This window comes from Streptomyces xanthophaeus (genome assembly GCF_000725805.1).
Lineage (GTDB): Bacteria > Actinomycetota > Actinomycetes > Streptomycetales > Streptomycetaceae > Streptomyces > Streptomyces xanthophaeus.
Genome location: NZ_JOFT01000017.1, coordinates 254,264 through 267,317, shown reverse-complemented (window position 1 = coordinate 267,317; position 13,054 = coordinate 254,264). Strand labels below are relative to the sequence as shown.

Sequence of the window (13,054 nt, the reverse complement as noted above, 5' to 3'; positions counted from 1 at the left end):
CATGGCGGAGTTCACCATGGAGCTCAACGACGACCAGAAGCAGGTCCGCGACTGGATCCACGGCTTCGCCGCCGACGTGATCCGGCCCGCGGCCGCGGAATGGGACGAGCGCGAAGAGACTCCCTGGCCCGTCATCCAGGAGGCCGCCAAGGTCGGAATCTACTCCCTGGACTTCTACGCCCAGCAGTTCTTCGACCCCACCGGCCTCGGCATCCCGATGGCGATGGAGGAGCTCTTCTGGGGCGACGCGGGCATCGCCCTGTCGATCGTGGGCACCGGGCTCGCGGCCATCGGCGTCGTCGCCAACGGCACCGAGGAGCAGATCGGCACCTGGATCCCGCAGATGTACGGCACCCCGGACGACGTGAAGGTCGCCGCCTTCTGCTCCTCCGAGCCGGACGCGGGCTCCGACGTGGGCGCGATGCGCACCCGCGCGGTCTACGACCAGGCCAAGGACGAGTGGGTGCTGAACGGCACCAAGACCTGGGCGACCAACGGCGGCATCGCCAACGTCCACATCGTCGTGGCCGTCGTCGACCCGGACCTCGGCACGAAGGGGCACGCCTCCTTCATCGTCCCGCCGGGCACCCCGGGGCTGACCCAGGGACAGAAGTTCAAGAAGCACGGCATCCGGGCCTCGCACACCGCCGAAGTGGTGCTGGAGGACGTCCGGGTCCCCGGCTCCTGCCTCCTCGGCGGCAAGGAGAAGCTGGACGAGCGGCTCGCCCGGGCCCACGAGCGGGCCCGCAGCGGAGGCTCCGGCGAGCGCGTGAAGAACGCGGCCATGGCCACCTTCGAGGCCTCGCGCCCGGCCGTCGGCGCCATGGCGGTCGGCACGGCGCGCGCCGCGTACGAGGTCGCCCTCGACTACGCGAAGACCCGCACCCAGTTCGGCCGCCCGATCATCGACAACCAGGGCGTGGCCTTCCAGCTCGCCGACATGCGCACCCAGATCGACGCGGCCCGGCTGCTGGTGTGGCGGGCGTCCTGGATGGCGGTCGCGGGCCGGCCCTTCACCTCGGCGGAGGGCTCCATGTCGAAGCTGTTCGCGAGCGAGGTGGCCAAGAAGGTCACCGCCCAGGCGGTCCAGATCCTCGGCGGCAACGGCTTCACCCGCGAGTACCCGGTCGAGCGCATGCACCGTGACAGCGCCATTTACACCATCTTCGAGGGCACGAGCGAGATCCAGCGGCTGGTGATCGCGCGGACGATCTCCGACATGCCGATCCGCTAGGCACCAGCCCGTACGCCCGTACGCCCGTACGCCCGTACGCCCGCACCCCCGCACGGCCGTGACCCGGCCACGGCCCGGACCCCCACCCGGGCCGTGCCCGGGTCACGCCCGGCCGCGCCCTGGGCGCCGCCCCGGGCGCCCCGGGCTCAGGGGCGCAGCAGGCCGCGCAGGGCGCGGCCGAAGAAGACCCGCCCCGCCGCCGTGACCAGGGGGTCCAGGAACCGGGGGAGGGGGCGTACGCGCAGGGACTCGCGCCAGTGGACCTCGCTGCCCCCGGCGGGCACCGGCCTGACCTCGATCTCCGCCCAGCCCGTCACCGTCCGCCCGCGCTTCTCCAGGCGGACCAGCCCCGGCGTGCCCGGCGCCCCCGGCGTCGGAGGCTGCCAGAGCACGACTTCCATCGGGTCGTCGAAGGTGATCCTGCCCACTCCGGTGCGCGCCGTGAAGACCGTCCCGGCTCCGTTCGGCGGCGCCGTCGTGACGATCGTCCGCGTGAGGGGGACCTGGGCGCCGTGCCGCTCCCAGTCCGTCAGCCTCAGCCATGCCTCGGAGGGCGGCAGGAACGTGCGGTGAACGATCCGGATAACGGGCATGAGCGCATCGTAATCGGGCATACACACCCTGAACTGGACCACGAATATGGGTTCCGTCCAGGGGTGGCGATCAGCAATACTCACCGCCACCGTGGATCGCGGATTCGACCGGGTGACCACCGGCCCTCCCGCCCCACTCTGCGAGGAGGTGCGCCATGTGCTCCCACCAGCCCCCCTGCCCTACGGCCGACAGCGCCGATCATGATGCCGCCCGCACCGTGGCCTTCCACCCCGAACAGGGCTGGAGCCTGCTCTGCAACGGCGCGGTGGTCTTCGACGACACCGGTGAACTGCTCCCCGACGGCCGCGCGGTGGAACCCCGCCGCCCGGCCCTGGTCTGACCGAGGAGGCAGCATGCGCCAGCAGCTGATCCGCAAGCCCGTCCCCAAGCCCGCCCCCCGAGACCTGGACCTGCGCACACCGTCGGGCAGACCCCTCCCGTACTGACGGGAGCCCAGGACCCGGCGCGCCCACCGGCAGCCGCTCAGCCGGTGGGCGCCGCCGCGCCGCCCAGGAACGCCGCCTCGAAGGCCGCGTCACCGATCGCCGCCCGCGCCTGGCGCTCGCCTCGGTCCCGCAGGGCCGTCAGCGAGGGCGAGCCGCCCATCTGCGGCCGCCCCACCGTGCGCCACCAGGCGTGCCCGGTGCCCAGCAGCCGCGCCGCCAGTTCCCCGTCGCCCAGCGCCGCCACCGCCGCCGCCAGTACGTCCAGGCCCAGCGCGATGCCGAAGCGGTCGCCGAGCAGCCGTTTCCCGGACAGCATCGCCCGGACGTGCCGGGCGGCCTCGCCGTGGTGGCCCAGGCCCAGCGCCGACACCGCCAGGATGTAGTCCGCGTAGGCCCGCAGCCAGCGCTCGCCCAGCTCCGCGCAGGCCTCCCGCAGGGCCCGTGCCTCCTCGGCCGCCTCCTCGTAGCGCTGGAGGTCGCACAGTGCGTACCCCGTGGCCAGGCGGCACAGCAGCCAGCCGGGCGCGCTGGTCCGGCCGCCGTGGCCCGCCCGGGCCCGCGGACCGGCCAGTTCCAGGGCCCGTACGGGGTCCCCGGGCATGAGGACCGCCACCGCGTGCAGATAGGCCGCCCGCAGCTCCCGCTCGGGGTCCGCGAGCCGGGCCGCCTCACGGGTGCACTCCATGCCGAGCTCCCGGGACACGGCCAGGTCGCCCTGGAGCAGGGTCGTCAGCCCGAGGGCCCACAGCGCCTGGGTGTAGGCGGCTCCGGCGTGCGGGGCGGCCCGCAGGGCCCGTTCCAGGAAGTTCCGGCCCTCGTGCACGTGCCCGCACGCGAACCAGTAGAACCACAGGGCGCCGGCCATCTCCAGCGCGGCCGTCGGGTCGGCGCCCAGCAGGTGTTCCAGGGCCGTGCGCAGCTGGGGGTGCTCGGCGGTCGTCCTGCGGTACCAGTCCACCTGGGAGGGGCCGAGCCAGCCGCGGTCGGCGGCCTGGGCGAGGGCCGCGTACCAGTGCGCGTGGCGGTCGGCGACGACCCGGGTCTCACCGAGCTCGTCCAGCCAGTCGTGGCCGTACTCGCGGATCGTGTCGAGCATCCGGTAGCGGGCGCCCGCCCCCCGTTCGTCGGTGCAGCGGACCACCGACTTGGCGACCAGGCCGGCCAGTACCCGTTCCACCCGCGCGGCGGGCAGCGGGCCGCCGGAGCACACGGCGCGGGCGGCGGCGACGTCGAAGTCCCCCGTGAAGACCGAGAGCCGGGCCCACAGCAGCCGTTCCAGCGGCTCGCACAGTTCGTGGCTCCACCCGATCGCGGTGCGCATCGTCCGGTGCCGCGGCAGCAGTTCGGGGCGGGGGTCGGACAGGACGTCGAGGCGGGTGCCGAGCCGTTCGGCCATCTCCTCCAGCGTCCACAACCGCAGCCGTGCACCGGCGAGTTCCAGGGCGAGCGGGATCCCGTCCAGGCGGCGGCACACCTCGGCGGCGACGGCGCACAGCGCCGGGTCCTCGAAGGCGGCGGCCGCCCTGGGGGTGGCGGCGAGGGCGCGTGTCCGGAAGAGGGCGAGGGCGTCGCTGTCGGGGCCGTCGCAGGGCAGCGGGCGGACTTCGAAGAGGGTCTCCCCGGGGGAGCCGAGCGGCTCACGGGAGGTGACGAGCACGGTCAGTCCGGGTGCGGACTGCAGGAGTTCGCCCACCAGGTGCCGGCATTCGGCCACCAGGTGCTCGCAGGTGTCGAGGACGAGGAGGAGGTCCTTGTCGGCCATCCAGGCGCACAGTTCCTCGTCCAGGGGGCGCGAGGAATGGTCGGCGAGGCCGATGGCGTGCGCGACGGTGGTGGTGAGCAGAGCCGGGTCGCGCATCGGCGACAGCTCCACCCACCAGACGCCGTCGCGCCGCGCCTGGCGGCCGCCGCTGACGGCGCGCAGGGCGAGGCGGGACTTGCCGACACCGCCCACCCCGGTGAGGGTGATCAGTCTCCGTTCCCCCAAGAGGTCTTTCAATAAGCCGAGTTCGTGCTCCCGGCCGACGAAGCTCGCCGATTCCGGCGGCAGGTTTCCCGGCACGGCGCCACAGTCTGGCGCAGGGTCGCCGTCCGCGGGTCCTGCCTGATTGTTGTTGACCGAGTACTCACCGAACACGGATGTATTGTGCGTGATCTTATTTCGCGGCAGTGCCGATCGAGCCAGATCGACTGTCGGATTTCACGCTACGAGCACGATCCGGCGTTCGGCGGAGAAGGCGCCCCAGTTGCCGTCGGGCAGTCTGGCCCGCAGTTTCACGGCCCAGACGGTACCCGCCGGCTCGGTCACGGTGAGCTGGTGTTCGGCTCTGCCGCTCGGTACCGCTCCTGCACCGAACTGGATGACGGTCGTGGGCTGTTCGTTGACGTAGAGCTGGTACTCGCTGGTCTCGCGGCCGGTTTCCGGGGCCGTCCACGTCAGGGTGACCGTGCCCGGTGAGGCGGTGGCGGTGAACTCGGCGGGTGCGGTGCCCGGTCCCCGTCCGGAAGCGGGCGGGGTGGTCACGTCCACCGCGGGGCCGTCGGAGGAGGAGTTGTCCGCCCCGTCCCGGGCCCGGACGGTGAAGGTGTAGACGGCGTCGGGCTGGAGACCCGTGAGGTCGGTGCCGCTCTCGGCCGGGCCGGCCGTGTGGATCCGGACACCGCCCTGGTAGACGTCGTATGCCGTCACGCCCGTGTCGTCCGTCGCCGCGGACCAGGACACCCGGGCGGTGCGCGGGCCGGTGGGGCGGGCCGTGGTCGTCGCGGGGGCCGTGGGCGGCGAGCGGTCCTCGGCCTTGGCCTCCGGGGTGGTCACCTGGGCGGCCGGGCTGTCCGCGGAGAGGTTCCCGGCGGCGTCCCGGGCCCGGACGGTGAACGCGTAGCCGGTCTGCGGGCTGAGCCCCGTGACATCCGTCATGGTCTTCTCGGCCGGGAGCTCCCGGACCAGCTGGCCGCCCTGGAAGACCTGGTAGCCGGTCACCCCGTCGCGGGGCGCCGCGGCCTCCCACATGACGTGCACGGTGGTGGCGCTGCCGGCCTGGGCGGTGAGCCCGGCCGGGGCGGGCGGGGGCTCGGTGTCGGCGGCGGTGCACGCCGCCGCACCCCAGAGGGCCAGGCAGAGGGCGAGCGTGGGGGCGGTGCGTCGCACGGGGGGTGCCTTCTTCCGCGTCCTCGTAAAGGTCTAGACATATATGGCACGCGGGGCGGAGGCCCGGCAAGACCCGTGCGCGGTCGGACCGGTGGCCGGAAATGGTCCTCGATGTGGCCCGGTTCGTCTTCTTCTGCCCTCGTCTGGCATTATTGCGATCTCTTTGCAATAACAGATGATCGTAAACAGGGATGTGCACAGCATGACGGCCCGGACAGTACGGGGAGCGGCCGGCACGATGCTGGCCGCCGCACTCATCACGGGCGTGGCGGCCTGCTCGAACCCCGCGGGAGGAGCCGCGGCGGGTACCGGGGACGCAGCCTCCGCCGTGGTGGGCATCGCCACCGAACCGGAGAGCCTCAGCCCGCTCCTGGGCTACGGCAAGGACGGCAACTCCAAGGTCTTCGACGGACTGCTCACGCACGACGCGGACATGAAGCTGAAGCCCGCGCTGGCCCAGGCCCTGCCCGAGGTCTCCGCGGACGGGCGCACCTACACCTACGTCCTGCGCCAGGGCGTGAAGTTCAGCGACGGGGTGCCCTTCTCCGCCAAGGACGTCGTCTTCACCTACCGGACCATCCTCGACCCCGCGACGAACAACGCGTCCAAGACGGAACTGGACGCCGTCGAGAGCGTCGAGGCCCGCGGTGACGACACCGTCGTCTTCACCCTGAAGTACCCCTACGCGCCGTTCGCCGAGCGCACCGTCCTGCCCATCGCCCCCGAGCACGTCGCGGGACGGCAGGACGTGAACAGCGGGGACTTCACCACGCAGCCCGTCGGGACCGGCCCGTACGTGCTCACCGGCTGGTCCAAGGGCGAGAAGCTCAGCTTCAAGGCCAATCCCGGCTACTGGGGCGGCGAGCCCGCCGTGAAGAAGTTCACCATGGCCGTCATCAAGGACGACGACGTACGCCTCACCCGGCTGCGCTCCGGCGAGCTGGACGCGGCGATCCTCCCGCCGAACCTCGCCAAGGGCTTCGAGAAGGGCGCCGCGCGCACGTACGCGGCCAAGACCTTCGACTACCGCAACGTGACCCTCCCGACGGAGAACAAGGTCACCGGTGACGTCGCCGTCCGCCGGGCGCTGGACGTCGCCGTGGACCGGGGCGCCATGGTCGACAAGCTCCTGGAAGGCGCGGGCAAGCCCGCCTACGGACCCGTCCCCACCGGCAGCCCCTGGTTCGCGGAGGGCACCGAGCGCCCGTACGACCCCGACCGGGCACGGCAGATCCTCGACGAGGCCGGCTGGAAGCCGGGCGACGACGGCATCCGCGTCAAGGACGGGGTCCGCGCCTCCTTCCCGCTCTGGTACACCTCCGGCGACAAGATCCGCCAGGACCACGCGCTCGCCTTCGCCTCCGACGCCAAGAAGGCGGGCATCGAGGTCAGGACCGAGGCCGGCACCTGGGAGGTCATCGAGCCCCGGATGAAGACCGATGCGGTCCTCGCCGGCGGCGGCTCCCCGGCCGACCCCGACTTCGACCAGTACCAGCTGCTGACCTCCTCCCTCGCGGGCGACGGCTTCAACAACATGGCCCGCTACGCCAACCCGACGGTGGACCAGGCCCTCACCGACGCCCGCAGGAGCGGTGACCCGGCCGCCCGCAAGGCGGCCTACGACACCGTGCAGCGCGAGCTCGTGAAGGACCCGGGCTACGTCTTCCTCACCCACATCGACCACCTGTACGTCGTGAACGACAAGTGGGAGGGGCTCACCACCCAGGTCGAGCCGCACGACCACGGCCTCGGCTCCGGCCCGTGGTGGAACGTCGAGAGCTGGAAGCCGAAGCAGAAGTGAGCCGAGCACAGTGACCTCCCGCTCCGTCCGGCTCCCCTGGGGGCCGATGGCGCGCATGGCGGGGCGGCGGACCCTCTTCGCCGCCCCCGTCCTGCTCGCCGTCACCTTCGGGGTCTTCGCCGTCGCCGCGCTGTCGCCCTTCGACCCCGTGAAGGCGTACGCGGGCACCGCCGGCCTCACCGCCTCCCAGGACCGCCTGGACGAGCTGCGGGCCAATCTGGGCGTGGACCAGCCGCTGGTCACGCGCTGGTGGGACTGGCTCACCTCGGCACTCACCGGAGACCTCGGCACCTCGTCCGTCATGCGGCAGCCGGTCGCCGACGTCATCGCCGGGCGGCTGGGCTGGTCCGCCCTGCTCGCGGCCTGCGCCTTCACCCTGGCGGTGCTCGCCGGCACCGGGCTCGGCGTGCTCGCCGCGCGCAGGCCGGGCGGCCTCCTGGACCGGGCCGTGTCCGGCCTCGCGTACACCCTGGAAGCCGCCCCGGCGTTCTGGCTGGGCCTGCTGGCCATCTGGTTCTTCTCGGTCCGGCTGGGCGCCCTGCCCTCCGGCGGCCTGACGGACGCGGGCAGCGACGTGGTCACCTTCGGGCAGGTCGCCTCGCACCTGGTGCTGCCCGCACTGGTGCTGGGGCTGTCCCAACTCCCCTGGTTCTTCCTGTACGTCCGCCAGGGCGTGGCCGACGCGCTCGCGGAGGACCCCGTACGCGGGGCCCGCGCGCGGGGCCTGGCGGAGCGGACCGTCCTGCTCGGGCACGGCCTCCGCTCCGGCATGCTGCCGATGCTGACCCTGATCGGCTCGCGGGTCCCGGAACTGATCACCGGCGCCCTGCTCGTCGAGACCGTCTTCAGCTGGCCGGGCATCGCCGCGGCGACCGTCCAGGCGGCCACCTCGGTGGACTTCCCGCTGCTGGCGGCCCTGACCGTGCTGGCCACCGCGGCGGTGCTGGCGGGGAACCTGCTGTCCGACCTGCTCTACGGGCTGGCCGACCCCAGGGTGGGCTTCGATGGCTGACCTGACCGCGGGCCGGACCCAGGACCGTGAGTGGAGGTCCGCGGGACGCACCCGGCGTTCGACGCGGACCCTGCGCGTGCGGGCCTCGGCCGCCTTCGTCGCCCTGGCCGTGGCAGCCGTGCTGCTGGTCCCGCCGCTGGCACAGCTGGACCAGCAGGCGGTCGACTTGTCGGCAAAGCTCCTCCCGCCCTCGTGGGCCCATCCCTTCGGGACGGACGACGTCGGACGCGACCTGCTGCTGCGGTGCGTCTACGGGCTGCGCGTCTCACTGGCCGTCGGCCTGGTCGCGGCGCTCGCCGCCACCGTGCTCGGCACCGCGGTCGGCGCGGCCGCGGGCGCCCTGGGCGGCTGGACGGACCGTCTGGTGATGCGGGTGGTGGACGCGCTGTCCTCGATCCCGCACCTGCTCCTCGGCATCTTCGTCGTGGCGATGTTCCGGCCGGGCGTCTGGCCGGTGATCGTCTCGGTCGCCGTGACCCACTGGCTGTCGACGGCCCGCATCGTCCGCGCGGAGGTCCTGTCCCTGCGGGGCCGGCCGTACGTGGACGCGGCGGTCTCGGGCGGCGCCTCGCGGTGGCGGGTCGCCGTACGGCACCTCGTGCCGGGCGTCCTCCCGCAGGCGGGCCTGGCCGCCGTGCTGATGGTCCCGCACGCGATGTGGCACGAGTCCGCGCTGTCCTTCCTGGGCCTGGGGCTGCCCGCGCACCAGGCCAGCCTCGGCTCCCTCGTCCAGAGCGCGCGGGGTTCCCTGCTGGCCGGCGACTGGTGGCCCGCGCTCTTCCCCGGCCTGCTCCTGATCGTCCCGACCCTGGCCATCGCCGGGCTTGCGGGCGCCTGGCGCGACCGCCTCAATCCCCGCCGCCGCTCGGAGCTCTCGCTGTGAACCACCCCGTACCCGCCGCGCGGGCGGTGCCCGACGCGCCCGCCGCGCCCGCTGCTCCGGCAGTGCTCAGCGTCGAGGGGCTCTCCGTCCGCTTCCGGATGCCCGCAGGCCGCTACGTCGAGGCCGTCACCGACGCCGGCTTCCGGCTCGCCCCCGGCGAGTGCCTGGCCCTCGTCGGGGAGAGCGGCTGCGGCAAGTCCGTGCTCGCCTCCGCCCTGCTCGGCCTGCTCCCGGGCAACGCCGAGACCGCGGGATCGGCCCGGCTGGCCGACGGCCTGGACCTGCTCGCCGCCGACGAACGCACCCTCGCCCGGACGGTACGGGGCCGCCGCGTCGGCCTGGTCCCGCAGAGCCCGGCGGCGCACCTCACCCCGGTCCGCACCGTCCGGTCCCACCTGGAGGAAACCGTCCGAGAACTGGGCCCGGACGATCCGGAGCCCAGGCCCGAGCCCACGCCCGCCCCCACGCACGACCCCACGTCTGCGTCCGTGTCCGGGCCCGCGTCCGTGTCCGGGTGCGAGCCTGCCTCGGGGCACGCCTCGGCGTCGGCGTCCGCGCCCGCCTCCGGGGCCGCGCCGCGGCTGTTCCCGCGGCGCCGGAGGCGCCCCTCGCGGGGCCGGGTGCGGGTGGCGGCGCAGGCGGCGGGTGCCCGGGCGGCCTTTCCCGCCGACCACCTCGACCGCTACCCCCACGAACTCTCCGGCGGCCTCGCCCAGCGCGCCGCCACCGCCCTCGCGCTCGTCGGCGACGCGCCGCTGCTGCTCGCCGACGAGCCGACCACCGGGCTCGACCGGGACCTCGTCCACCGCACCGCCGACGAACTGCGCGCCCACACCCGCGACGCCGGCCGGGCGCTGCTGATGATCACGCACGACCTCGCCGCGGCGGAGCGCATCGCGGACACCGTCGCCGTCATGTACGCCGGACGGATCGTCGAACTGTCCCCGGCCCGCGCCTTCTTCGGCGCGCCCGGCCCCCGCCACCCCTACGCCCGCGGACTCCTCGAAGCCCTGCCCGAACGCGCCTTCGTCCCCGTGCCCGGCGCCCCGCCCGAACTCGGCGCCCTGCCCGACGGCTGCGCCTTCGCCGCCCGCTGCCCCCTCGCCGACGCGCTCTGCCGCGCCGAACGGCCCGTGCTCACCGAAGGGGTGGCCTGCCACCGTGCTTGAGCTCAAGGACATCACCGCCGGGTACGACCGCCGCGACCCCGTCGTACGCGGAGCCCGCCTCACCCTGCACCCCGGTGCCTCCCTCGGCCTGCTGGGGCCCAGCGGCTGCGGCAAGTCCACGCTCGCCCGGGTCGCCGCCCTGCTGCACCGTCCCGACCGGGGGAGCGTGACCCTCGACGGCCACGCCGTGACCGGCTTCCGCCACCGGGCCCCCCGCTCCCTGCGCACCGCGGTCGGTGTCGTCTTCCAGCAGCCCCGGCTCTCCGCCGACCCCCGCCTGAGCCTGTACGACCTGGTCGCCGAGCCACTGCGGGCCACCGGCCGCCGGGCGGAAGTGGAGTCCACCCTGCCCGGGTTGACCGAACGCGTCGGCCTCGGGGCGGATCTGCTCGGCCGCCGTCCGCACGAGGTCAGCGACGGTCAGCTCCAGCGCGCCTGCCTGGCCCGGGCCCTGGTGCTGCGTCCGCGCTGGCTGGTCTGCGACGAGATGACCGCGATGCTGGACGCCTCCACCACGGCCGCCCTGGTCGGCGTGGTCGAGGAGTACCGGGCCGAGTCCGGGGCGGGGCTCCTCGCGGTGGGCCACGACCCGGTGCTGCTCGCCCGCTGGTGCGACCGTACGACCCACTGGGACGAGATCGTCAAGGACTGACCGCCCGTCACGGACGGTCAACACCCGTACGGCGGACACGTCTTTCGCCCGGAGGCACCCCTGGCTGCGCCACCATGGCGCCGAGTAAGGAGGTTTCGATGGTGCTTTCCCTCTCCGTGGTCGTCCTGCTCCTCGTCCTCGCGTGGATCTTCGTGCGCAGCGGCGGTCTCAAGTTCTCGCACGCCCTCGTCTGCGTCCTGCTGGGCTTCTACCTCGCGAGCAGCAGCATGGCCGCGACGATCCACAACGGCCTGGCCGCCACCGCGAACGTCGTCTCCGGCCTCAAGCCGTAGCCCCGGGGCGACTGTTGCGCGTTCATGAATCATCCGGCACCTCCATGGACTCTTCGGACAACGCGACCTAGCGTCGGGCGGCGGCGCGATGTCAGACGCATTGTCAACAAGAGTGAAGAGAGACGGAGGAAGCCCCCGCATGCTCCGAAGAACGCTGAACTGCGCCGTGGTCCCGGTGCTCGCCGCCCTCACGGCGTTGTACGGGATCTCCCCGGCCCAGGCCGAGGACATACCCAAGGCCCCCGGACACCGGCTGGTCAGCCACTACGACGGCAGCCCCGCCACTGCCGCCCCGCTGCCCGGGCAAGCCCCGCCGCAGCACCCCCACCTCGCGCCCAACGGCCGCAGCGGCATGCACTCCGACGCGGCCGGCAGTGCCACGTCCCCCTGGTCCGGGCCGCTCGGCAAGGACCCGCAGGTGACCAGCGAGAAGATCGCCGCCCTCGGCGGCGAGTGCGCCACCGCCACCTTCGACACGGGCGGCCGCCTGGTCACGGTGTGCGGCACCTTCTCCGGCTTCAAGGTCAAGCTCCTCGATCCCCGTACGCTCGCCACGCTCGCGGAACACCAGCTCCCGCAGCGTTCCTCGACGGTCGAGGCGATCACCTCGCTCGACTTCTCGAAGATATTCAAGGACACCTCGGGCGGCGCCTACTTCTACCTGGACAACCAGGACCGGGCCGTGCTGGCCGACTCCCGCCAGCACATCCTGCGCCTGTCCCACTCCCAGAACCCGGACGGCAGCTGGAAGTTCACCGTCGACGACGACTGGGACCTCACCGGCCAGGTCCCGCACGACTGCGTCAGCTGGACCAACCTGTGGCCCAGCGGTACCTGTGACCCCGTCACCTCCGTCATGCCCGACTGGGACGGCCGCATCTGGTGGGTCACCCGCCAGGGCCGCGTGGGCACCGTGGACCCGGCGACCTCGCAGATCCGTTCCGTCCAGCTGCGCGGCGAGGAGATCCAGAACTCCTTCTCGGTCGCCGTGGACGGCGTCTCCATCGTCACCGACCACGCGCTCTACAGCTTCCGGGCCTCCGCCGACGGCACCCCCGAGGTGCAGTGGCGCCAGACCTACGACCGGGGTACGGCAGCCAAACCCGGCTCCGTGAACCAGGGTTCGGGCACCACCCCGGACCTCTTCGGCAACGGCTACGTCGCCATCACCGACAACGCCGACGACCGGATGAACGTCCTGGTCTACCGCCGGGGCACGGACGTCCCGGCGGACCGGCGGCTGGTCTGCAAGGTCCCGGTCTTCGGATCCGGGGCCTCGACCACCGACAACTCCCTGATCACCTGGGGCAACAGCATCGTTGTCGAGAACAACTACGGCTACGAGAACCCCACCACCCTGCTCCTCGGCAAGTCCGTCGTCGGCGGCGTCAGCCGCATCGACGTCCGCGCCGACGGCAGCGGCTGCGACACGGTGTGGGAGAGCGGGATCCGCTCGCCCTCCACCGTGCCCAAGCTCTCCACCGCCAACGGGCTGCTCTACTTCTACGAGAAGGAGCCCAACGCCTGGGGCATCGACGCCTGGTACCTCACCGCGGTGGACTTCCGCACCGGTGAACGGCGCTGGCGCCAACTGACCGGCACCGGACCCCTGTACGACAACAACTGGGCACCGATCACCCTCGGCCCGGACGGCACCGCCTACATCGGCGTCTTCAACGGCATCGTCGCCGTCCGCGACCGCGGCTGACACCCGCTGACACCCGCGAAACCCCCACCCGGGGCCGGACGGCACGAGACCCGTGCCGTCCGGCCCCCGGCCGCTGCTTGCCCCTGACCCGCGGGTCAGGGGTTAGCGTCTGCG

At 73.2% G+C, this 13,054-nt stretch carries 12 protein-coding genes; 9 read left to right on the top strand and 3 right to left on the bottom strand.

Translation table 11 applies throughout. From position 1 onward, the window contains the following. Position 1 precedes the first annotated feature (1 nt). The gene (locus IO30_RS0111840; protein WP_031142056.1) at positions 2 to 1,234 is read left to right on the top strand and encodes an acyl-CoA dehydrogenase family protein; all 1,233 of its coding nucleotides are present in this window, start codon (positions 2 to 4) and stop codon (positions 1,232 to 1,234) included. A gap of 146 nt (positions 1,235 to 1,380) precedes the next feature. On the opposite strand, the gene IO30_RS0111835 is transcribed toward IO30_RS0111840, so the two are convergent. Further along, positions 1,381 to 1,827 (bottom strand): SRPBCC family protein, encoded by a 447-nt coding sequence (locus IO30_RS0111835; RefSeq protein ID WP_031142054.1) that lies wholly within the window; start codon positions 1,825 to 1,827, stop codon positions 1,381 to 1,383. A gap of 155 nt (positions 1,828 to 1,982) precedes the next feature. Between IO30_RS0111835 and IO30_RS0111830 the strand changes: the two genes are divergently transcribed. Next, positions 1,983 to 2,168: a DUF5999 family protein gene (locus IO30_RS0111830; protein WP_031142052.1), complete on the top strand. Its 186-nt coding sequence runs from the start codon at positions 1,983 to 1,985 to the stop codon at positions 2,166 to 2,168. Positions 2,169 to 2,311: 143 nt separating this feature from the next. Here IO30_RS0111830 and IO30_RS0111825 read toward each other — a convergent pair whose 3' ends face one another. Beyond that, entirely contained in the window at positions 2,312 to 4,336 is a 2,025-nt protein-coding gene (locus IO30_RS0111825; RefSeq protein WP_031157336.1) for an ATP-binding protein, read from the bottom strand. A 138-nt stretch (positions 4,337 to 4,474) separates the two neighbouring features. After that, positions 4,475 to 5,422, bottom strand: a complete 948-nt coding sequence (locus tag IO30_RS0111820) for a fibronectin type III domain-containing protein (RefSeq protein WP_037893731.1) — start codon at positions 5,420 to 5,422, stop codon at positions 4,475 to 4,477. A 202-nt stretch (positions 5,423 to 5,624) separates the two neighbouring features. Between IO30_RS0111820 and IO30_RS0111815 the strand changes: the two genes are divergently transcribed. From IO30_RS0111815 to IO30_RS0111785, 7 genes are all read left to right on the top strand, one after another. Continuing rightward, on the top strand, positions 5,625 to 7,223 hold the full coding sequence (locus IO30_RS0111815; protein WP_031142046.1) for an ABC transporter substrate-binding protein: 1,599 nt from the start codon (positions 5,625 to 5,627) through the stop codon (positions 7,221 to 7,223). Between the two features lie 46 nt (positions 7,224 to 7,269). Next, positions 7,270 to 8,235, top strand: a complete 966-nt coding sequence (locus tag IO30_RS0111810) for an ABC transporter permease (protein WP_031142044.1) — start codon at positions 7,270 to 7,272, stop codon at positions 8,233 to 8,235. Continuing rightward, on the top strand, positions 8,228 to 9,118 hold the full coding sequence (locus IO30_RS0111805) for an ABC transporter permease (protein WP_031142042.1): 891 nt from the start codon (positions 8,228 to 8,230) through the stop codon (positions 9,116 to 9,118). The genes IO30_RS0111810 and IO30_RS0111805 overlap by 8 nt, the downstream gene beginning before the upstream one ends. Beyond that, positions 9,115 to 10,287 carry an ABC transporter ATP-binding protein gene (locus IO30_RS43295; RefSeq protein ID WP_078904639.1) on the top strand — a complete coding sequence of 391 codons (1,173 nt, stop codon included), beginning with the start codon at positions 9,115 to 9,117 and terminating at the stop codon, positions 10,285 to 10,287. The genes IO30_RS0111805 and IO30_RS43295 overlap by 4 nt, the downstream gene beginning before the upstream one ends. Next, complete coding sequence (locus IO30_RS0111795) at positions 10,280 to 10,939, top strand: ABC transporter ATP-binding protein (RefSeq protein WP_031142038.1); 660 nt, start codon at positions 10,280 to 10,282, stop codon at positions 10,937 to 10,939. The genes IO30_RS43295 and IO30_RS0111795 overlap by 8 nt, the downstream gene beginning before the upstream one ends. Positions 10,940 to 11,037: 98 nt before the next feature. Next, the gene (locus IO30_RS0111790; protein WP_031142037.1) at positions 11,038 to 11,232 is read left to right on the top strand and encodes a hypothetical protein; all 195 of its coding nucleotides are present in this window, start codon (positions 11,038 to 11,040) and stop codon (positions 11,230 to 11,232) included. Between the two features lie 139 nt (positions 11,233 to 11,371). Then, a complete protein-coding gene (locus IO30_RS0111785) occupies positions 11,372 to 12,940 on the top strand; it encodes a hypothetical protein (protein WP_031142035.1) in 1,569 nt (522 codons plus the stop codon). The last annotated feature ends 114 nt before the right edge of the window (positions 12,941 to 13,054 follow it).